The organism is Streptomyces sp. BPTC-684 (assembly GCF_030028635.1).
Taxonomy (GTDB): domain Bacteria; phylum Actinomycetota; class Actinomycetes; order Streptomycetales; family Streptomycetaceae; genus Streptomyces; species Streptomyces noboritoensis.
Window position 1 is genome coordinate 648,222 of record NZ_CP124863.1, and the last position, 20,631, is coordinate 668,852.

Here is a 20,631-nt window from a genome sequence, read left to right on the forward strand (position 1 = left end):
GGTGCGGCCCTTCCTGCTGACCGGGGTCCGTTAGTTACGGATCAGGTTCCGCAGCACGTACTGCATGATGCCGCCGTTGCGGTAGTAGTCCGCCTCACCCGGCGTGTCGATGCGGACCACCGCGTCGAACTCCACGCCCGTGTCCGTGGTGACCTTCACCGTGCGCGGGGTCGTGCCGTCGTTCAGCTCGGTGACGCCCGTGACGGAGAAGGTCTCCTCGCCCGTCAGGCCCAGCGACGACGCCGTGGCGCCCTCCGGGAACTGGAGCGGGAGGACGCCCATGCCGATGAGGTTGGAGCGGTGGATGCGCTCGTACGACTCGGCGACGACGGCCTTGACGCCGAGCAGCGCCGTGCCCTTGGCGGCCCAGTCGCGGGACGAGCCCGAGCCGTACTCCTTGCCCGCCAGGATGACCAGCGGGGTGCCGGCGGCCTGGTAGTTCTGGGAGGCGTCGTAGATGAAGGAGACCGGGGCGCCCTCGACCGTGAAGTCGCGGGTGAAGCCGCCCTCCGTGCCCGGCGCGATCTGGTTGCGCAGGCGGATGTTGGCGAACGTGCCGCGGATCATGACCTCGTGGTTGCCTCGGCGCGAGCCGTAGGAGTTGAAGTCACGGCGGTTGACGCCGTGCTCCGTGAGGTACTTGCCCGCCGGGGTGTCGGCCTTGATCGCACCGGCCGGGGAGATGTGGTCGGTGGTGACCGAGTCGCCCAGCTTGGCCAGGACGCGCGCGCCCGTGATGTCGGTGACCGGGGTCGTCTCCATCTGCATGCCCTCGAAGTAAGGGGGCTTGCGGACGTAGGTGGACTGCGGGTCCCACTCGAAGGTGTTGCCCGTCGGGATCGGCAGCGACTGCCACTGCGCGTCACCCGCGAAGACGTCCTGGTAGGACTTGTTGAACATGTCCTCGCCGATGGCGTTCGCCACGACGTCGTTGACCTCGGCCTCGGTCGGCCAGATGTCCTTCAGGAAGACCGGGTTGCCGTCGGTGTCCGTGCCGATGGCCTCGGTGGTGATGTCGACCTTCATCGAGCCCGCGATGGCGTACGCGACGACCAGCGGCGGGGACGCCAGGTAGTTCATCTTGACGTCGGGGTTGATCCGGCCCTCGAAGTTGCGGTTGCCGGAGAGCACCGAGGTGACCGCGAGGTCGTGCTCGTTGATCGCCTTGGAGATCTCCTCGTCCAGCGGGCCCGAGTTGCCGATGCAGGTGGTGCAGCCGTAGCCGACCAGGTTGAAGCCCATCTTGTCGAGGTAGGGCGTCAGACCGGCCTTGTCGAAGTAGTCGGTGACGACCTTCGAGCCCGGGGCGAGCGTGGTCTTGACCCACGGCTTGCGGGTCAGGCCCTTGTCCACGGCCTTCTTCGCGACGAGCGCGGCGGCGACCATGACGTACGGGTTCGACGTGTTGGTGCAGGAGGTGATGGCCGCGACCGTCACCGCACCGTGGTCGATCTCGAAGGACGAACCGTCGGCCAGGGTGACCAGCGTCGGGCGGGTCGGGACGCCGTTGGCGGAGGCCGGGGAGTCGGAGGCCGGGAAGGACTCCTTGCCCGCCTCGTCGTCCTCGTCGACGTAGTTGCGCACGTCAAGGGCGAACTGCTGCGCGGCGTTGGCCAGGACGATGCGGTCCTGCGGGCGCTTCGGGCCGGCGATGGAGGGGACGACCGTGGAGAGGTCGAGCTCCAGCTTCTCGGAGAAGTCGGGCTCGGCGGCCGGGTCCAGCCAGAGGCCCTGCTCCTTGGCGTACGCCTCGACCAGCGCGACCTGCTGCTCGGAGCGGCCGGTCAGACGCAGGTACTTCAGCGTCTCGCCGTCGATCGGGAAGATCGCGGCGGTGGAGCCGAACTCCGGCGACATGTTGCCGATGGTGGCGCGGTTGGCCAGCGAGGTGGCGGCGACGCCCTCGCCGTAGAACTCGACGAACTTGCCGACGACGCCGTGCTTGCGCAGCATCTCGGTGATCGTGAGGACCAGGTCGGTGGCGGTGGTGCCCGGGTTCAGCTCACCGGTCAGCTTGAAGCCGACGACACGCGGGATGAGCATCGAGACCGGCTGGCCGAGCATCGCGGCCTCGGCCTCGATGCCGCCGACGCCCCAGCCCAGCACACCGAGGCCGTTGACCATGGTGGTGTGCGAGTCGGTGCCGACCAGCGTGTCGGGGTAGGCCTGGCCGCCCCGGACCATGACCGTACGGGCCAGGTGCTCGATGTTGACCTGGTGGACGATGCCGGTGCCCGGCGGGACGACCTTGAAGTCGTCGAACGCGGTCTGGCCCCAGCGCAGGAACTGGTAGCGCTCCTTGTTGCGGCCGTACTCCAGCTCCACGTTCTGCGAGAACGCGTCCTTGGTGCCGAACTTGTCGGCGATGACGGAGTGGTCGATGACCAGCTCGGCCGGGGAGAGCGGGTTGACCTTCGCCGGGTCGCCGCCGAGCTCCTTCACGGCCTCGCGCATGGTGGCGAGGTCCACGACACAGGGCACACCGGTGAAGTCCTGCATGATCACGCGGGCCGGCGTGAACTGGATCTCCTGGCTGGGCTGCGCCTGGGAGTCCCAGCCGCCGAGCGCCCGGATGTGGTCGGCGGTGATGTTCGCGCCGTCCTCGGTACGGAGCAGGTTCTCCAGCAGCACCTTCAGGCTGTAAGGGAGGCGCGCGGAGCCCTCGACCTTGTCCAGCTTGAAGATCTCGTACGACTCGTCGCCCACCTGCAGCGTGCTGCGGGCGTCGAAGCTGTTCGCCGACACGACAGTCTCCTTCATATATGTGCGCGTTCCACCGCATCCTGCCGCCACGCTGGATAGCCAATCCGCTAAGGTAAGGCTAAGTTAGGTCACCCTTACCGCCACTTCGACGGTGACGTGCGGCCGCGGTGCGCCTCGGCAGATATCTCGATGTCGAGATAACTCTAGTACATGGGCGGCCGCTGGTCATGCGCGGGCACGCCCCGCATGCGCGCGCGTGCTGTCCCGAACACCTCCGGACGGATGCACTCCGGTTGCCCCGGCACCCGCGCCGCACGACCATCAGAGCTGACGGTGCTTCACAGGGCCCTCACCCCGACGGCGCACCCCGACAAGAATCTCATCTCATATGTGAGATAACCTGCCGCCATGTCAGACGACTACCTCGTACGCATCGGCAAGCTCATCCGTGACGCCCGGCAGCACCGGGGCTGGACACAGACGCAGTTGGCCGAGGCTCTGGGCACGAGCCAGAGCGCTGTGAACCGTATCGAGCGCGGGAACCAGAACATCAGCCTTGAGATGATCGCCCGCATCGGCGAAGCACTCGACAGCGAGATCGTCTCCCTCGGCTACGCCGGGCCCATGCATCTGCGGGTGGTCGGCCGGCGCCGGCTCTCCGGCTCCATCGACGTCAAGACGAGCAAGAACGCCTGCGTGGCGCTGCTCTGCGGCTCGCTCCTCAACAAGGGCCGCACCGTGCTGCGCCGGGTGGCCCGCATCGAAGAGGTCTTCCGGCTCCTGGAGGTGCTGAACTCCATCGGGGTGCGCACCCGCTGGATCAACGACGGCGTCGACCTGGAGATCGTGCCCCCGGCCGACCTCGACATGGACGGCATGGACGCGGAGGCCGCCCGCCGGACCCGCTCCATCATCATGTTCCTCGGCCCGCTGCTGCACCGCATGGACCGCTTCCGGCTGCCGTACGCGGGCGGCTGCGACCTCGGTACGCGCACCATCGAGCCGCACATGATCGCCCTGCGCCGCTTCGGCCTGGACATCACGGCCACCGAGGGCATCTACCACGCCGAGGTGACGCGGACCGCCCCGGACCGCCCGATCGTGCTGACCGAGCGCGGCGACACGGTGACCGAGAACGCGCTGCTGGCCGCCGCCCGCCACGACGGCGTCACCGTCATCCGCAACGCCTCCTCCAACTACATGGTCCAGGACCTCTGCTTCTTCCTGGAGGCGCTGGGCGTACGGGTCGACGGCGTCGGCACCACCACCCTGACCGTGCACGGCGTGCCGAACATCGACGTCGACGTCGACTACTCGCCCTCCGAGGACCCGGTCGAGGCGATGAGCCTGCTCGCCGCCGCCGTGGTCACCGAGTCGGAGCTGACGATCCGTCGGGTGCCGATCGAGTTCCTGGAGATCGAGCTCGCGGTCCTGGAGGAGATGGGCCTGGACCACGACCGCTCGGCGGAGTACGCGGCCGACAACGGCCGTACCCGGCTGATCGACCTGACGGTCCGCCCCTCCAAGCTGGAGGCGCCGATCGACAAGATCCACCCGATGCCGTTCCCCGGCCTGAACATCGACAACGTGCCGTTCTTCGCGGCGATCGCGGCCGTGGCGCAGGGCAAGACCCTCATCCACGACTGGGTCTACGACAACCGTGCGATCTACCTCACGGACCTCAACCGCCTCGGCGGCCGCCTCCAGCTCCTCGACCCGCACCGGGTGCTCGTCGAGGGCCCGACCCGCTGGCGCGCGGCGGAGATGATGTGCCCGCCCGCGCTGCGCCCGGCGGTGGTGGTCCTGCTCGCGATGATGGCGGCGGAGGGCACGTCCGTACTGCGCAATGTGTACGTGATCAACCGCGGCTACGAGGAGCTGGCGGAGCGGCTCAACTCGGTGGGCGCGCAGATCGAGATCTTCCGGGACATCTAGCAACAACTCGCTCGTTGGTCCCCGGTCCCTGAGATCGTCCCCGCCGGGCGGCCTCAGGGACCGGGGGTCATTCCGCCCTGGAGGCGTTCCAGGTCCGCGGGGCGGACCTGGATGACCAGCAGGGCGATCACCGCCGCCACGATCGTGAAGATCGCGGCCACGATGAAGGCCGTGGAGACCCCGGAGGCGAGCACCTGGTCGCTCCAGGGGCGCGGGAGCTCGCCGGTGCGCTGGAACCTCAGGCGCTCGGCGGGGGTCGCCTGGTGCAGGAACTTGGGCACCTGGTCGCTCGCTTCGTTGCGGCTGGCCGTGCCGAAGACCGTGACCAGGATGGACAGGCCCAGCGAGCCGCCCACCTGCTGGGTGGCGTTGAGCATGCCGGAGGCCGCGCCCGTCTCGTGCACGGGCACGCCCGAGACGGCCATCAGCGTCAGCGAGACGAAGTTCAGTCCCATGCCGAGGCTGAAGACGAGCATCGGGCCCAGGATGCTGCCCGCGTACGTGGAGTGGATGTCGGTGAGCGTCAGCCAGGACAGGCCCGCCGCGGCCAGGACCGAGCCCGTCACCATGAAGGGCTTGGGGCCGTACTTGGGCAGCAGCTGCGAGGCGATCCCCGCGCCCACCGCGATGACGGCGCTGACCGGCAGGAAGGCGAGCCCTGCCTTCAGCGGGCTGAAGCCCAGCACGTTCTGCACGAACAGCGTGAGGAAGAAGAACATGCCGAAGATCGCGGCGGCGAGGCTCAGCATGATGCCGTAGGTGCCCGCGCGGTTGCGGTCGGCGAACATGTGCAGCGGGGTGATGGGCCGCTCCGAACGCCGCTCCACCAGGAAGAACGCGACGAGCAGCAGCACGGCGGCACCGAAGGACCCCAGGGTGTACGGGTCGCGCCAGCCCTCCTGGGCGGCCCGGATGAAGCCGTAGACCAGCGCGGTCATACCGAGGGTCGAGGTGAGCGCGCCGGTGAAGTCGAAGTGGCCCGGATGGCGCTCGGACTCCTGGATGTGCCGGGGCGTCGCGAGCACGATCAGCGCCGCGATCGGCACGTTGACGAAGAACACCCAGCGCCAGTCGAGCCATTCGACGAGCAGGCCGCCCGCGAGCAGGCCGATCGCGCCGCCGCCCGCGGAGACCGCCGCGAAGACGCCGAACGCCCGGTTGCGCTCGGGGCCTTCGGTGAACGTGGTGGTGATCAGGGCCAGCGCGGTCGGTGAGGCGATGGCGCCGCCGACGCCCTGGAAGGCGCGTGCGGCCAGCAACTGCCCGGAGTCCTGGGAGAGTCCGCCCAGCAGGGAGGCGACCGCGAAGAGCACGACGCCGAAGACGAAGACCCGGCGCCTGCCGAGGATGTCGCCGGTCCGGCCGCCGAGCAGCAGCAGCCCGCCGAAGGTGAGGGTGTACGCGCTCACCACCCAGGCCAGGCTGGTCGTGGAGAAGTCCAGCGCGCTCTGGATGTGCGGAAGGGCGATGTTCACGATGGTGATGTCGAGCACCACCATCAACTGGCACGAGGCGATGACCAGGAGCGCGATCCCCTTGCCGCCGCCTCCTCGGTCGGGGGCGGCGGTTTCGGTCGTGGGTGTCGGCTGCGAACTCGTCATGGCGGGCCTTGCCCTCGTACGAGGGACGGTGGACGGTCCCGTCCACCTCTCGACACTAAGCCCGGCCCCTGGGCCTCACCAGTCGATCAAGTCCCGGCCGCCCCAACGGCCCGCCGCCGCCCCGCAGTCGTCACCGTGCGCAGGTCAGCGCTTGCCCAGCGTGCGCTTGGGGCGCGGCTCCACCGGCTCGTCGCGGGCCTGCGCCCACAGCGAGCGGACGTGGCCGAGGTGGCGGGCCATGCACTCCTCGGCGGCGCGTTCGTCGCCCGCCACCATCAGGTCGAGGAGCTCGATGTGCTCCTCGGCCGAGGAGATGAGCTGGCCGCGCTCGTCGAGCCGGGTCAGTCCGTACAGGCGGGAGCGCTTGCGCAGGTCGCCGACGGTCTCGACGAGCCGCTCGTTCCCGGCGAGGCCGAGGAGCTGGAGGTGGAAGCGGCGGTCGGCGTCGAGATAGCCGATGAGGTTGTGGTCGCGCGCGTGGGCGACGATCTCCTCGGCGACGGGCCGCAGTTCCTCCAGCTGCTCCACGGTGGCGATCTGCGTCACCTTGCCGACGGTGGGCACCTCGATCATCGCGCGGAGTTCGGTGTACTGGTCGAGGTCGCGCTCGCTCACCTCGGTGATGCGAAAACCCTTGTTCCGTACGGGTTCGACGAGGCCTTCACGGGCCAGGTCCAGCATCGCCTCGCGGACCGGGGTGGCCGAGATGCCGAAGTCCGCGGCGAGGCCCGGGGCGGAGTAGATGTTGCCGGGGCGGAGTTCACCGGCGACCAGGGCGGCGCGCAGGGCGTGGGCGACCTGGTCGCGCAGCCGCTCCTGGGCCGTGATGAGATTGCGCTGCTTCAGGTCGCCCATGGCACTTCCTCCGTGAATCCGCGGAGGCTCAGCGTACAATGTCACGTTGCCCTATCGGGTTGCACCGTGCGCGGTGCCATGCCGCCGCCACCGCCAGATCCTCCCAGGCCATGCCCACGCTTTTGAAGAGGCGGGGGCGGTCGGACGGGACGGGGGCCCGCCCGTTGACGAGCTCGGCGAGGGTGCCCACGACCTGGCCGGGCCCGATCGCGCCCTCGGTCAGCGGGATCAGCAGATCGCCCGCCTCGCGCAGGGCCGCGGCCCGCGACTCCACGTACACCGCCGAGCGCCGCACCAGCGCCGAGTCGGTTTCACGGGCGTCCGGTTCGTGCGAGCCGACCGCGACCACGGTGGCCCCGTCCGCGACGAGCCGGCCGTCGAACAGCGGCTCGCGCGCGGTGGTGCAGCAGATGACGAGGTCGGCGTCGCGGACATCGTCCGGCGCACCGCCCCGCGCCTCCACGCCGAGCGTACGGGCGTACGCCACCAGCGCCTCGACGGCCTCCGGGCTGCGGGCGACCACGGTGAGCGCCTTCAACTCCCGTACGGCCAGGGTCGCTCGCAGATGTCCGTACGCCTGCGGGCCGGCGCCGAACAGGACGAGCCGGGCCGCGTCGGGAGCCGCCAGGTGCGCGAGCGCGACGGCGGAGACGGCCGGGGTGCGCAGGGTCGTCAGGGCCGCGCCGTCCAGGAGGGCGAGCGGCAGCAGGGTCGCGCCGTCCAGGAGCAGATAGCTGCCGGTGATCCTGGGCAGGCCGCGCGCGGGGTTGGCCGGGGCGACGCCCGCGATCTTCACCCCCGCGTACGCCCCGGAGGCGGCGGGCATCAGCAGCAACTCCCCCGCCGCGACCGGCATGTTGACGCGCGGCGGGTCCGACTCGGGGTCGAACCCGCCGCGCAGCACGTCCGCCACCGCCTCGGCGGCCGCGGCGGGCGTGAGCAGACGCGCGATCTCCTCGGCTCCGACCAGGGCAAGATCCGTGCCGGGTTCCCTCACAGCAGGAAACCCGCCGGGAAGGGGTCGGACGGGTCCAGGAAGTACTGGGCCGTCCCCGTGATCCAGGCGCGTCCGGTCACCGTCGGCACGACCGCCGCGAGGCCGCCGACCGTGGTCTCCTCGACCAGCCTGCCGGTGAACTCCGTACCGATGAAGGACTCGTTGACGAAGTCGCGGTGGAGCGGGAGTTCGCCGCGGGCGTGCAGCTGCGCCATCCGGGCGGAGGTGCCGGTGCCGCACGGGGAGCGGTCGAACCAGCCCGGGTGGATCGCCATGGCGTGCCGGGAGCGGACCGCGTCCGAGCCGGGCGCGGCGAGGTAGACGTGCTTGACGCCGCCGATCTCCGGGTTCTCCGGGTGCACCGGCCGGTCGGTGGTGTTGATGGCGTCCATGATCGCGAGTCCGGCGGCGAGCAAGTCGTCCTTGCGCGCCCGGTCGAAGGGCAGCCCGAGGTCGTCGAGGTGGACGAACGCGTAGAAGTTCCCGCCGTACGCGATGTCGTAGGTGACCGTGCCGTGGCCGGGCACCTCCACCTTGCGGTCGAGTCCGAGGCAGAAGGCGGGCACATTGGTGAACGTGACGGACTTCGCCTCGCCGTCCGCCACCTGGACGTCGACGCTCACCAGACCGGCGGGGGTGTCGAGGCGGACCGTGGTGACCGGCTCGGTCACCGCCACCATGCCGGTCTCGACCAGCACGGTGGCCACGCCGATCGTCCCGTGGCCGCACATCGGCAGCAGCCCGGAGACCTCGATGTACAGGACGCCGTAGTCGGCGTCGGGGCGGGTGGGCGGCTGGAGGATCGCGCCGCTCATGGAGGCGTGGCCGCGCGGCTCGTACATCAGCAGCGTGCGGAGGTCTTCGAGGTGGTCGAGGAAGTGGAGCCGCTTCTCGGCCATGGTCGCGCCCGGGATGACACCGACTCCGCCGGTGATCACCCGGGTGGGCATGCCCTCGGTGTGCGAGTCGACGGCGTGGTAGACGTGACGTGTGCGCATGGTCAGCGAAGTCCTTCCGCGAGTGCCTTCTCGGTGGCCGCGCGGACGGCGGACTCCTGGTCCCCCACGAGCCCGGCGCGCGGCGGGCGGACCGGACCGCCAGGGCGTCCGGCGATGTCCATCGACAACTTGATGGCCTGCACGAACTCGGTCTTCGAGTCCCAGCGCAGCAGCGGGTGCAGTGACTTGTAGAGCGGCAGCGCGGTCTCCAGGTCCCCGGCGACGGCGGCGCGGTAGAGGGTGACCGAGGCGGCGGGCAGCGCGTTGGGGTACCCGGCGACCCAGCCGACCGCGCCCGCGAGGGCGAGTTCGAGGAGCACGTCGTCGGCGCCGATCAACAGGTCGAGTTCCGGGGCCAGTTCGGCGAGTTCGTACGCCCGGCGCACGTCCCCGCTGAACTCCTTCACCGCGACGATGCTGCCGTCCCGGTGCAGCTCGGCGAGGAGCGGAGGCGTCAGGTCCACCTTGGTGTCGTACGGATTGTTGTACGCGACGACCGGCAGCCCGGCCCGCGCCACCTCGGCGTAGTGGGCGCGCACCGCGGGCTCGTCGGCGCGGTAGGCGTTGGGCGGGAGCAGCAGGACGGAGCCCGCGCCCGCCTCGGCGGCCTGCTCGGCCCAGCGGCGGCTCTCGGCGCTGCCGTACGCGGCGACGCCGGGCATCACCCGGGCGCCGTCGCCCGCCGCTTCTACCGCGACTTCGACGACGCGGGCCCGTTCCTCGTCGGTGAGGGTCTGGTACTCGCCGAGGGAGCCGTTCGGCACGACGCCGTCGCAGCCGTTGTCGATCAGCCAGCGCACATGGTCGGCGTAGGCGTCGTAGTCGACGGACAGGTCGTCGCGCAGGGGCAGGGCGGTGGCGACCATGATGCCGCGCCAGGGCAGCCGGGCGGAGGAGGAGCGGGCGGACACGGCGGTCTGGGCAGACGTCATCGGTGACTCCCTAGTGTGGTGTGTGACATTTTACTGAAGGCTGTACGGCAACCACAAGAGGCGCACCAGGGTGATGACGGCAGCCGCCGGTTCGCGGACGGCTGCCTGGTGGCTCGCGGTCAGCTTGCGGACGGCGGCAGTTGGGCGAGATGGCCGAGCTCCACCGGGCAGGACAGCGGCCGCCGGTCCTCGGCCGGCGCGCCGCCCGCGAGGCAGGCCACGGCCTGGCCGCACATCCGGCCCTGGCACCAGCCCATCCCGGCCCTGGTCAGCAGCTTCACGCTCCGGGCGTCCCGCGCGCCGAGGTCCGCCACGGCCTCCCTGATCCGCCCCGCCGGGACCTCCTCGCAGCGGCACACCAGCGTCGCGTCGTCCAGCCACCCGGTCCAGCCGTCGCCGGGCCGGTGCGCGGCCGCCATCGCCTCGGCGAACCGGCGCAGCCGCGCACGCCTGCGCACCAGAGCGGCGGCCCCTCGCGGACGCCGTGTTCCGTGCAGCTCGTACGCGATCGCCGCCGCCGCCAACTCGCCCTCGGTGAGAGCCAGTTGAGCACCCCCGATGCCGCCGGTCTCCCCCGCCGCCCAGATCCCGGGCACGGAGGTGCGCTGTGCGGGGTCGAGGTCCAGGGCGAGGGTGCCGTCGGCGGTACGGCGGGTGGCGCAGCCCAGGCCGGTCGCCAGCTCCAGCTGGGGGACGAGGCCGTGGCCGACCGCGAGCGCGTCGCACGGCACCCGGCGCTCGCTGCCCGGGACGGGCCGCCAGTCGCGGTCGAGCCGGGACACCGTCACGGCCTCGACGCGGTCGGTGCCGTGCGCGGCCGTCACCGCGTGCCGGGTCAGCAGCCGCACCCGGTGCCGCAGCAGCCCGCCGCCGTACAGCGCCCCCTCGCCCAGCTTGCCGGGGTTGCGGACGAGCGCGGGCAGTTCGCGTGCGTACGAGGTGTACGCGGACGCCTCGACCACGGCCGGGACGGTGGCGCCGGCCGCCGCGAGCGAGGCGGCGACGGCGAGCAGCAGCGGGCCGCTGCCCGCCACCACGACCCGTCTGCCGGGCAGCACCAGGCCCGACTTCAGCATGGCCTGCGCGCCGCCCGCGCCGACGACGCCGGGCAGGGTCCAGCCGGGGAAGGGGAGTTGGCGTTCGTACGCGCCGGTCGCGAGCAGCACGGCCCGCGCCCGGACCGTGGCCGGAGTCTCCTCGCCGCCGGGGCCGCTCGCGACCGCGTGCAGCAGCCACTCCCCCGTGGCCTCGTCCCGTACGACCGTCCAGACGTGGTGGGCGGCGAGGTGGGTGACGCGGCCGGCGCGGCGGTGGGCTTCGAGCCGGGACGCGCGCGTGGCGAACGCCTCCCAGTCGTGGTGCAGCGCCTCGGGCCGGGCGGCGCGCAGGCCGGGCGCGGGGTGCCGGTAGAACTGCCCGCCGGGCCGCTCCCCCGCGTCCAGGACGGTGACGCTCAGGCCGAGGTCGGCCGCCGCCACGGCGGCCGCGAGCCCGGCGGGCCCGGCGCCGACCACGGCCAGGTCGGACAGCTCGGACAGCTCGGACGGCTCAGACGGCGAGGTCGGCATGGCCCGTGCCCTCCTGGGTGGTGATCGCGTCGCCGGGGCGGGCCGCGACGAGGCAGGCGCGCTGGTTGGGGCGGCCGTTGACGGTGGCGAGGCAGTCGTAGCAGGCGCCGATCCCGCAGAACGCGCCGCGCGGCTCGCCCCCCGCGCGCGTGGTGCGCCAGGAGAGGATCCCAGCGGCCCAGAGCGCGGCGGCGATGCTCTGCCCGGGCAGGGCGGTGATCGTCCGGCCGTCGAAGGTGAGGTCGAAGGCGGGGTCGGGGGTCGCCCGGACGAGGGCGGCGGGTGATGCGGCGCCCCTCGGGGAGGGGCGGTTCGCCAGGGAGCCGTCCTCCGGTTCGTACGCCTTCGTCATCGGCCGATCCCCTGCTCGTGCTCTTCCGTCTTTTCCGCCTCTTCCGCCGCGAAACGGTCGGGTCTGAACGGCCGGAGGTCCAGGGCGGTCCGCTCGCCCCGCAGTGCCGAGGCGATCAGCAGGCCGGTGGCCGGTGCGAGGCCGATGCCCGCGCCCTCGTGGCCGCACGCGTGCAGCAGGCCGGGCACCCGCGGGTCGGGGCCGATCGCGGGCAGGTGGTCGGGGAGGTAGGGGCGGAAGCCGTGGTACGTACGGATCGCGCGGACGCCCGCGAGGACCGGGAACAGGGCGGCGGCCTGGGCGGCGAGGCGGCGCAGCGCCTCGGTCGACAGGGCGCGTTCGAAGCCCACCCGCTCGCGCGTGGCGCCGATCAGGACCGGCCCCGCGGCCGTCCCCTCGACCACCGCGGAGGACTGCAGCGCGGCCGAGCCGCTGGCCACGTCCGCGATGTAGTCGGCGGCGTACACCTTGTGCCGCACCAGACGCGGCAGCGGCTCGGTGACCAGGACGAAGCCGCGGCGGGGCAGCACCGGCAGCGAGGTGCCCGCGAGGGCGGCGAGCTCGCCGCCCCAGGTCCCGGCGGCGTTGACGACGGCCGGGGCGAGCAGGTCGCCCTGCGGGGTGCGGACGCCCCGGATGCGGCCGTCCGGCCCGGTGAGGACCTCCTCGACCTCCTGCTCCAGGTGGGTCTCGGCGCCGAACTGGCGTGCCGCGCGAAGGAGTTGCGCCGCCGCCTGGGCGGGCTGGACCTGGGCGTCCTGCGGGTAGAGGAAGCCGCCGGCGAGGCCGGGGGCGAGATGGGGCTCCAGGTCGTGCAGCCGGTCGGCGGCGATCTCGCGCGCCCGCACCCCGGCCTTGCGCTGCTCCTCGGCGAACGCGCGCAGCGCCGTGAGGGCGGTCTCGTCGGGCGCCACGACGAGACCGCCCTTGGGCTCGTACTCGATCTCCGGTGGGAGGACGTGGGCGAGGTCGCGCCAGAGTCGGGTGGACAGCAGCGCGAGGTCGAGCTCGGGACCCGCCTCCTTGTCGGAGACGAGCAGGTTTCCTTCCCCCGCACCCGTGGTGCCGCCCGCGACGGGACCGCGGTCGACCACCGCGACGCGGAGTCCGGAGCGCCCCGCGTAGTACGCACAGGCCGCACCGACGACTCCGGCGCCGACGATCACGGCGTCCAGGGGGTGTCTCTTGGGCACCACAGTAATATGTCACATTCCTCTAGAGGGGCCAAGGGGCCGGAGCGGGTGGAGTCGCCCCGGCCCCTTGAGGTGGGACGTCAGCTGCGCAGCGGGCCCTCACAGGAGTAAGTGGAGGTGCCGCCCTTCTTGTTGGACCAGATGTCCACTGTTCCGAAGGAACAGTTCATGTCGGCGAGGTTGTTGCCGCCCTCTTCCGCCCGGTCGAGGATGAAGTAGTCGACGGTCTCGGACATGTCCTCGAAGACCTGGTCCGGGTCGTTCGCGTCGGTGAGCCTCGCGGTGACCTGGCCCGTGCAGGTGAAGCGGCGCTTGCCCGGATCGCCGTTCTCGACGCAGTCCGGCTTGCTGTAGGTGGACTTGGCGAACGCGGTGCGCACGCCCGACAGGGCCGAGTACTTCAGCTTGGCGTTGGGGGTGTACTTGGTGTCGGGCACGTACAGCGTGTCCACCTTGGCTATCTGCGCGTCCAGGAACGCGTTGTACTCGGCCTGCAGGCCCGCGTCCCGGCCCATCCGGTCGCGCCAGGCGTCGAAGCCCGCCGGGTCGTCCGCGCGCAGGTACCCGTACATCTCCCGCAGCTGCGACGGGTGCTCGTTCCACAGGAACTCGAAGAACGTGCCCGCGTAGTTGTAGAAGCGGAAGCCGCCGTCGTACTTGGCGTGCAGCAGCTGGTCCACGGTCATGCGCGGGCCGCCGCCCGCCGTGTCGTTGATGATGCCCCTGACCAGCGACTTGCGCACGGCGATGCCGTCGTCGCGGGTGCCGCCGTCGAAGAACTCGGCGGTCCCCTCGTCCATGGCGGTGGTGCGGTCGCCGGTGTACCAGGCGCCCTGCCCGAACGTCCCGGGCACCGCCCAGCGGCCGTTGAGGTAGTGCGTGTACTCGTGCCGGAAGAGCTCTTCGAGGGTGAGCGAGGAGTCCTGCGGCACCCGGCGCTGGTAGGTGTAGAAGGTCGCGCCCTCCTCGATGTACATCCCGCCGTTGCTGGTGGACAGGCCGGTGAGGAACGGCTGGTAGACCTCGTAGTCGGCGCGCGAGGCGTACAGGTGGATGTGGAGGGTGGTGTTGGTGTCGCCCGCGAGCGGCTTGTCGGTGCCGAGCACCCGGAAGTACTGCGACTTCACCTGCTTGCTCGCGTAGTAGAGCTGGTCGACGGTGGCCTGGTCGAGGGCGGTGCGGACCTGGATGGCGCCGTTGTCGTACGTGTACGTGTGGGTGAAGAGCTGGTTCTCGACCTGGTCCTTGCACACGTTGTACGTGGCGCACTGGCCGTAGACGTTGAGCCAGCTCGCGAGCGAGATCCAGGGGGCGCTCATCTTGCCGAAGTTCGTCTGGACGATCGGCAGCAGGGCGCCGAGGTCGGGGACGATCTGGCTCTTGACGGCGTCGATCTGGCCGAAGCGGCCGTACTCCGACAGCGCGTCGCGGACCACCCAGGCGTTGGCCGTGCCCTTGAGGTGGGTGTAGCCGGAGAAGGCGCGGAAGGCGGCGCGGTAGGCGGGGTCGGCGGCCGCGGCGGCCTGGAACGCGGTGTCCTTGTTGCCCGGGTAGACGCCGAGGTAGCTGACGGAGAGCGCGGCGAGCGCGGCGCCCGCCCAGTCCGTGCTGGCGGCGGTCGGGGCACCCGGCGCCATGGTCGCCAGGACCCGCTTGATCAGGGGGAGTTGGTGCTGGCGAAGCCCCGGCGCGCTCGCCGCGTACAGCGCCTCGCGCAGGGTCTGGGCGTTCTGCGGGGTGACGTCGAAGGTGTGCGCGGCGGAGCCGAGCGCGGCGACGGCCTCGCGCATCGCGTCGACCGTGGGCTGGTCGGTGACGTCTATCTCGTCGCGCCCGTAGTCCTGGTAGGCGACCGCATGGAGGTAGGTGAACAGTTCGAGCAGATGGCTGCTGTTCTTGCCGTCGTGGGAGGCGGCGAGGCTGGTGGCGCGGTGGGCGACGGCCTGTACGTGGGCGTCGGACATGACCGGCGCGAGGCGCGCGTCCCAGGTCCAGACGAGCCCGCGCAGACAGCCGTCGGCGGTGACGGCCGGGTCCGTGAGGAAGTCGGCGAGCCCCTGCGGGCTCAGGCCGGTGATGCCGTCGAGGGTGCAGTCGACCCCGGCGGCGCGCAGCCCCTTGTGTGCGGCCGGGGCGACCGCGCGGGTCTGCGGCCCGGCTATGCGCCCCTCCTGCTGACCGCCGGGGGCGGGCAGCTGACGGGCCGTCTGCTTGGGCGCCTTGGCGAGGTGGTCGACCTCGTCGAAGGGGTTCGCCCCCGCGTCGGCGGCCGGGGTGGGCTGCGCGGCGAAGGTGGCGGGGAGTGCGCGCGAGGCGTCGGCCTTGGCGGGGTGCGGGGCCTGCGCGGCTTGCGCGGCCTGCCCGGCGGTGACGAGCAGGGTCGCCGCGACGGCGGCGGCGAGCAGCGGCTTGCGCGCGGATCTGAGCTGGGACACCGAAGTCTCCTGTGTGGGAGGTGAGTTGGGGGTGGCGCGGCGGTGCGGGGATGCGTGTACGCGTATTGCGGCTGCGGCTCTGTCGGGCGGTGCGGTGTGCCGTGGCACGACGAAGTCGCCCCGGAAAAGGGGTGAATCGCCTGGTTCCGTACGGCGCTTGGGGATCTGACGAGCCGCCGCGTGAGCTGTAACATAGTAATGTGAAATTGCACTGACAAGACTTGTGCGGCCTCTATTTCCCCGCTAGTCCCCTTCGGGGGGCGGAAGGCCGGGGTCAGACGTCAGTTGCTATCTGTCAGTCGATAGCTGTCAGCTGCTGTCTGTCAGCTGCCCGCCGACAGCCGTCAGTCCAGCACCGCGAACCCGTCCAGCTCCACCCGCGCCTGCTCGTCCCACAGCCGCACCACGCCGATCACCGCCATCGCCGGGTAGTCGCGCCCGGCCAGCTGTCGCCAGATGAGGCCGAGTTCATGGGCCCGGGCGCGGTAGTCGGCGACGTCCGTGGTGTACACGGTGACCCGGGCCAGGTCGGCCGGGGTGCCCCCGGCGGCGGCGAGCGCGGCCAGGAGGTTGGTGAGCGCGGTCCGGAACTGCTCCGGCAGCGTCTCGCCCACCACCTTGCCGTCGGTGTCGAGCGCGGTCTGACCCGCGAGGAAGACCAGCCGCCCGCCGGTGGCGACGACGGCGTGGCTGAAGCCGGTGGCCGGGGAGAGTTCGGCGGGGTTCACCCGGTGGAGGCTCATCGGTACAGCTCCTTCGCGATGATCGTGCGCTGCACCTCGGTCGCGCCCTCGTAGATCCGGGGCGCGCGCACCTCGCGGTAGAGGTGTTCGAGCAGATGGCCCCGCCGCAGCGCCCGCGCGCCGTGCAGTTGGACGGCCGTGTCCACCACGTACTGCGCGGTCTCCGTGGCGAGCAGTTTCGCCATCGCGGAGTACTTGGGGACCTCCGACGCCCCCCTGTCGTACGCGGCGGCCGCCCCGTACACCAGCAGGCGCGCCGCCTCCGTACGGGTGGCCATCTCGGCGACCTGGTGGGCGACCGCCTGGAGGTCCTTGAGCGGGCCGCCGAACGCGCTGCGGCGCGCGGTGTGCGCGACGGTCGCGTCCAGCGCCGCCTGCGCCATGCCGACCGCGAACGCGCCGACGCTCGGCCGGAACAGGTTGAGCGTGCCCATGGCGACGCGAAAGCCCCGGTCGGGCTCCCCCAGGACGTCGCCCGCGCCGACGCGCACCCCGTCGAAGACGAGCGTCCCGACCGGGTGCGGGGAGAGCATGTCGAGGGCGGTGCCGCTCAGCCCGGACCGGTCGGCGGGGACCAGGAAGGCGGTCACGCCGCGTGCCCCGGCGCCCTCGGTGGTCCGGGCGAACACGGTGCAGAAGTCGGCCTCGGGGGCGTTGGAGATCCAGCACTTCTCGCCGCTCAGCCGCCAACCGCCGCCGTCCGGCTCGGCCTTGAGGGCGAGGGCGGCCGCGTCGGAGCCCGCGTCCGGCTCACTGAGCGCGAAGGCGGCCACGGCCCGCCCCGCGGTGACCTCGGGCAGCCAGCGGGCCCGCTGCGCCTCGGTGCCGTGCGCGGCGACGGGGTGGGCGCCGAGGCCCTGGAGGGCGAGCGCGGTCTCCGCCTCGGTGCACGCGTACGCCAGCGACTCGCGCATCAGACAGAGGTCGAGCGCGCCCGAGGCGAACAACCGCTCCAGGAGGCCGAGCTCGCCGAGGGCGGCGACGAGTGGCCGGTTCACGCGCCCCGGGTCACCCTTGTCCGCAAGGGGACGCAGCCGCTCCGCGGCGGTGGCGCGCAGCCATGCGCACCACTCCTGCTGCTCCGGCTCCAGCGCGAATGCGGGCATGGCGGCCCCTCTCGTCTCACGTCCAGTCTCGCTGCGTCCCCGCCGTGTTCCGTCCACCGACTCCCGGGTTTGAGCCGACCGGCTCCCGGGTTCTGAGCCGACCGACTGGTAAACCCGTCCTTACCGACCCGTAAAACTGCTCTTATCGCGAACCGTTGACTGTCGTCATCCAAACGATACGCTCCAGATGCGACAAGGGGGCGATCCCGTATGGAGCTGAAGACCTCAGCGCATGCCGACACGTTTTCCCGCGACCATCTGCCGCCCGCCGATCAGTGGCCGGAACTGGTCTTCGACCTCCCCGAGCTGCGCTACCCCGAGCGGCTCAACTGCGGTGCCGAGCTCCTGGACCGCACCATCGAGCGGTTCGGCGCGGACCGGCCCGTCTTCCGTACGTCGGAGGGCGCCCCGTGGACGTACGGCGAGCTGCGCGCGCGGGTCGACCGGATCGCCCACGCCCTCACCACCGAGCTCGGTGTGGTCCCCGGCAACCGAGTGCTGCTGCGCGGGCCCACCACGCCGTGGCTGGCCGCGTGCTGGCTGGCGGTGATGAAGGCGGGCGCGGTGGCCGTCACCGTACTGGCCCAGCAGCGGGCGCACGAGCTCGCCACCATCTGCGAGCTCGGCCGGATCGGGCACGCCCTGTGCGACGCGCGGTCGCTGGAGGACCTGGAGAAGGCCGCCGTGCCGGGCCTCCGTATCACCCCCTACGGGGGTAGTACGGCCGACGACCTGCTGCGCCTCGCCGACGCGCCCACCGCGCGGGGGCCGTTCACGGCCGTGGCGACGGCGGCGGACGACGTCGCGCTGATCGCGTTCACCTCGGGCACCACCGGCCGACCCAAGGGCTGTATGCACTTCCACCGGGACGTGCTTGCCATCGCGGACACCTTCGCCCGGCACGTCCTGCGCCCCCGGCCCGACGACGTCTTCGCGGGCAGCCCGCCGCTCGGCTTCACCTTCGGCCTGGGCGGCCTGGTCGTCTTCCCGATGCGGGCGGGCGCCTCCTCGCTGCTGCTCGAACAGTCGGGCCCCAAGCAGCTGCTGCCCGCGCTCGCCCGGCACCGGGTCTCCGTCCTGTTCACCGCGCCGACCGCCTACCGGGCGATGCTGGACGAGCTCGACGGGTACGACGTGGGGGCGCTGCGGCGCTGTGTGTCGGCCGGGGAGAACCTGCCCGCCGCGACCTGGCGCGCCTGGCACGAGCGCACCGGGCTGCGCATCATCAACGGCATCGGCGCCACCGAGCTGCTGCACATCTTCATCTCGGCGGCGGACGACGACATCAGACCGGGCGCCACCGGGAAGCCGGTGCCCGGCTGGCACGCGCGCGTGGTCGACGCCTCGGGTCAACCGGTCGTTGACGGCGAGCCGGGTCTGCTCGCGGTGCGCGGACCGGTGGGCTGCCGCTATCTGGCCGACCCCCGCCAGTCGGAGTACGTCAAAGGAGGCTGGAACCTCACCGGCGACACCTATGTGCGCGAGCCCGACGGCTACTTCCGCTATGTCGCCCGCGCCGACGACATGATCATCTCGGCCGGGTACAACATCGCGGGCCCGGAGGTGGAGGACGCGCTCCTGCGCCACCCCGACGTGGTGGAGACGGCCGTGATCGGCCGCCCCGACGAGGCACGCGGGCAGGTGGTCGTGGCGTACTGCGTGCTGCGCGAGGGGGTGGTGGGCGGCGAGGCCACGGCCGGGCTGCTGCGCGACCACGTCAAGGCCGAGCTCGCCCCCTACAAGTGCCCGCGCGAGGTCGTCTTCCTCGACGCCCTCCCCCGGACGCCGACCGGCAAGCTTCAGCGCTTCCGGCTGCGGGCCCTAGAGTGATCACGTGGCCGAGCAGCACACACCCCGATCCCTGATCGTCACCCTCTACGGCGCGTACGGGCGCGAGACGGCCGGCTCCCTCGCGGTCGCCGAGCTGATCCGCCTGCTCGCCGCCGTGGGCGTGGACGCCCCGTCCGTACGGTCGTCGGTCTCGCGGCTCAAACGGCGCGGGCTCCTGGTGCCCGAGCGCACCGCGAGCGGCGCCGCCGGGTACGCCCTGTCCGCCGACGCGCGCCAGTTGCTCGACGACGGCGACCGCCGCATCTACCCGCACGCGCGGCCACGCGCGCGTGACGGCTGGGTCCTGGCCGTCTTCTCGGTCCCCGAGTCCGAGCGCAACAAGCGCCATGTGCTGCGCTCCCGGCTCGCGGGGCTCGGCTTCGGCACGGCGGCGCCCGGCGTGTGGATCGCCCCGGCACGGCTGTACGACGAGACCCGGCACACCCTGGAACGGCTCCAACTCGCCCCGTACGTCGACCTCTTCCAGGGCGAGCACCTGGGCTTCGCGCCGACGGCCGAGGCGGTCGCCCGCTGGTGGGACCTGACGGCCATCGCCAAGCAGCACGACGAGTTCCTGGGGCTGCACGAGCCCGCGCTGCGGGCCTGGGAGGCACGCGCGCAGACGTCGTCCGAGGTGCCGCCCGAGGAGGCCTACCGGGACTATCTGCTCGCCCTGGACTCCTGGCGCCGCCTGCCGTACGCGGACCCGGGCCTGCCCGCCGCCCTGCTGCCGCCCGACTGGCCGGGCGAGCGGTCGGCGGAGGTGTTCCACCGCCTGCACGCCCGGCTGCGGGACGCGGGGGCGGCGTTCGTACGCCGGGGGCCGGGGATGGAGGGCGGCTGACGGCTGACGGCTGACGGCTGACGGCTGACGGCTGACGGCTGACGGCTGACGGCTGACGGCAGGATGTTGCCGGACCCCTCCGGAGGATTCGGCACCCTCAGTAGGATGACGAAGTGACGGATGAGGACAGGCGCGCCCGCAGGCGGGGGCAGGGTGAGCTGGAGGCCCAGGTCCTGGCGGCGCTGCGGAACGCGGCGGGGCCGGTGACCGCCGGCTGGGTGCGGGAGCGGATCGGCGGAGCGCTCGCGTACACCACCGTCGTGACCATCCTGTCGCGGCTGTACGCCAAGCAGTCGGTGACCCGGGAGCGCGCGGGGCGCTCGTTCGTGTGGACGCCGGCGGCCGACGAGGCCGGGCTCGCGGCGCTGCGGATGCGCAAGGTGCTGGACGGCGAGCCGGACCGGGGCGCCGTGCTGGCCAGCTTCGTCACCGCGCTCTCACCCGACGACGAGCGACTGCTGCGCACGCTGCTCGACGGCGCGGACAGTGTGGACGGCCTGGCCGATGCGGACGGCGCCGAAGCGGAGACCGGGGACTGA

The 20,631-nt window shown here is 72.0% G+C and carries 16 protein-coding genes; 4 read left to right on the forward strand and 12 right to left on the reverse strand.

The genetic code is table 11. The features are described 5' to 3' along the window. Positions 1-30 precede the first annotated feature (30 nt). Positions 31-2,745 (reverse strand): aconitate hydratase AcnA, encoded by a 2,715-nt coding sequence (gene acnA / locus QIY60_RS02885; RefSeq protein WP_283140974.1) that lies wholly within the window; start codon positions 2,743-2,745, stop codon positions 31-33. Between the two features lie 366 nt (positions 2,746-3,111). On the opposite strand from acnA, the gene QIY60_RS02890 reads away from it, so the two are divergent. Further along, the gene (locus tag QIY60_RS02890) at positions 3,112-4,638 is read left to right on the forward strand and encodes a UDP-N-acetylglucosamine 1-carboxyvinyltransferase (RefSeq protein WP_283140975.1); all 1,527 of its coding nucleotides are present in this window, start codon (positions 3,112-3,114) and stop codon (positions 4,636-4,638) included. Positions 4,639-4,691: 53 nt separating this feature from the next. Here QIY60_RS02890 and QIY60_RS02895 read toward each other — a convergent pair whose 3' ends face one another. From QIY60_RS02895 to QIY60_RS02945, 11 genes are all read right to left on the reverse strand, one after another. Next, entirely contained in the window at positions 4,692-6,239 is a 1,548-nt protein-coding gene (locus QIY60_RS02895) for an MFS transporter (protein ID WP_283140976.1), read from the reverse strand. A gap of 144 nt (positions 6,240-6,383) precedes the next feature. Continuing rightward, positions 6,384-7,094: a GntR family transcriptional regulator gene (locus tag QIY60_RS02900; RefSeq protein WP_283140977.1), complete on the reverse strand. Its 711-nt coding sequence runs from the start codon at positions 7,092-7,094 to the stop codon at positions 6,384-6,386. Positions 7,095-7,122: 28 nt separating this feature from the next. Beyond that, entirely contained in the window at positions 7,123-8,091 is a 969-nt protein-coding gene (locus QIY60_RS02905) for an ornithine cyclodeaminase family protein (protein WP_283140978.1), read from the reverse strand. Continuing rightward, positions 8,088-9,089, reverse strand: coding sequence for a proline racemase family protein (locus QIY60_RS02910; RefSeq protein ID WP_283140979.1), 1,002 nt, complete (start codon positions 9,087-9,089; stop codon positions 8,088-8,090). Before QIY60_RS02910 ends, QIY60_RS02905 begins: the two co-directional genes overlap by 4 nt. Positions 9,090-9,091: 2 nt before the next feature. Continuing rightward, entirely contained in the window at positions 9,092-10,021 is a 930-nt protein-coding gene (locus QIY60_RS02915; protein WP_283140980.1) for a dihydrodipicolinate synthase family protein, read from the reverse strand. 119 nt (positions 10,022-10,140) lie between these two features. Next, positions 10,141-11,589 (reverse strand): NAD(P)/FAD-dependent oxidoreductase, encoded by a 1,449-nt coding sequence (locus QIY60_RS02920; RefSeq protein WP_283140981.1) that lies wholly within the window; start codon positions 11,587-11,589, stop codon positions 10,141-10,143. Further along, positions 11,570-11,941, reverse strand: a complete 372-nt coding sequence (locus tag QIY60_RS02925) for a (2Fe-2S)-binding protein (RefSeq protein WP_283140982.1) — start codon at positions 11,939-11,941, stop codon at positions 11,570-11,572. The genes QIY60_RS02920 and QIY60_RS02925 overlap by 20 nt, the downstream gene beginning before the upstream one ends. Continuing rightward, positions 11,938-13,134: an FAD-binding oxidoreductase gene (locus QIY60_RS02930; protein ID WP_283140983.1), complete on the reverse strand. Its 1,197-nt coding sequence runs from the start codon at positions 13,132-13,134 to the stop codon at positions 11,938-11,940. The genes QIY60_RS02925 and QIY60_RS02930 overlap by 4 nt, the downstream gene beginning before the upstream one ends. A gap of 80 nt (positions 13,135-13,214) precedes the next feature. Continuing rightward, positions 13,215-15,569: a collagenase gene (locus tag QIY60_RS02935; protein WP_283140984.1), complete on the reverse strand. Its 2,355-nt coding sequence runs from the start codon at positions 15,567-15,569 to the stop codon at positions 13,215-13,217. A gap of 344 nt (positions 15,570-15,913) precedes the next feature. Beyond that, the gene (locus QIY60_RS02940) at positions 15,914-16,312 is read right to left on the reverse strand and encodes a RidA family protein (RefSeq protein ID WP_283140985.1); all 399 of its coding nucleotides are present in this window, start codon (positions 16,310-16,312) and stop codon (positions 15,914-15,916) included. Further along, positions 16,309-17,418, reverse strand: coding sequence for an acyl-CoA dehydrogenase family protein (locus tag QIY60_RS02945; protein WP_283140986.1), 1,110 nt, complete (start codon positions 17,416-17,418; stop codon positions 16,309-16,311). The genes QIY60_RS02940 and QIY60_RS02945 overlap by 4 nt, the downstream gene beginning before the upstream one ends. 210 nt (positions 17,419-17,628) lie before the next feature. Here QIY60_RS02945 and QIY60_RS02950 point away from each other — a divergent pair, with 210 nt between their 5' ends. The 3 genes from QIY60_RS02950 to QIY60_RS02960 all read left to right on the forward strand — a co-directional run bounded on the left by QIY60_RS02950 (position 17,629) and on the right by QIY60_RS02960 (position 20,631). After that, positions 17,629-19,248, forward strand: a complete 1,620-nt coding sequence (locus QIY60_RS02950; RefSeq protein ID WP_283140987.1) for an AMP-binding protein — start codon at positions 17,629-17,631, stop codon at positions 19,246-19,248. 4 nt (positions 19,249-19,252) lie between these two features. Further along, entirely contained in the window at positions 19,253-20,092 is an 840-nt protein-coding gene (locus QIY60_RS02955; protein ID WP_283140988.1) for a PaaX family transcriptional regulator C-terminal domain-containing protein, read from the forward strand. 113 nt (positions 20,093-20,205) lie between these two features. Continuing rightward, positions 20,206-20,631: a BlaI/MecI/CopY family transcriptional regulator gene (locus QIY60_RS02960; RefSeq protein WP_283140989.1), complete on the forward strand. Its 426-nt coding sequence runs from the start codon at positions 20,206-20,208 to the stop codon at positions 20,629-20,631.

Excerpts from the sequence above, each read along its gene's own strand:
- QIY60_RS02890 (WP_283140975.1), top strand. The coding sequence starts at position 3,112 with ATGTCAGACGACTACCTCGTACGCATCGGCAAGCTCATCCGTGACGCC.
- QIY60_RS02895 (WP_283140976.1), bottom strand. The coding sequence starts at position 6,239 with ATGACGAGTTCGCAGCCGACACCCACGACCGAAACCGCCGCCCCCGAC.
- QIY60_RS02900 (WP_283140977.1), bottom strand. The coding sequence starts at position 7,094 with ATGGGCGACCTGAAGCAGCGCAATCTCATCACGGCCCAGGAGCGGCTG.
- QIY60_RS02910 (WP_283140979.1), bottom strand. The coding sequence starts at position 9,089 with ATGCGCACACGTCACGTCTACCACGCCGTCGACTCGCACACCGAGGGC.
- QIY60_RS02915 (WP_283140980.1), bottom strand. The coding sequence starts at position 10,021 with ATGACGTCTGCCCAGACCGCCGTGTCCGCCCGCTCCTCCTCCGCCCGG.
- QIY60_RS02920 (WP_283140981.1), bottom strand. The coding sequence starts at position 11,589 with ATGCCGACCTCGCCGTCTGAGCCGTCCGAGCTGTCCGAGCTGTCCGAC.
- QIY60_RS02925 (WP_283140982.1), bottom strand. The coding sequence starts at position 11,941 with ATGACGAAGGCGTACGAACCGGAGGACGGCTCCCTGGCGAACCGCCCC.
- QIY60_RS02940 (WP_283140985.1), bottom strand. The coding sequence starts at position 16,312 with ATGAGCCTCCACCGGGTGAACCCCGCCGAACTCTCCCCGGCCACCGGC.
- QIY60_RS02945 (WP_283140986.1), bottom strand. The coding sequence starts at position 17,418 with ATGCCCGCATTCGCGCTGGAGCCGGAGCAGCAGGAGTGGTGCGCATGG.
- QIY60_RS02950 (WP_283140987.1), top strand. The coding sequence starts at position 17,629 with ATGGAGCTGAAGACCTCAGCGCATGCCGACACGTTTTCCCGCGACCAT.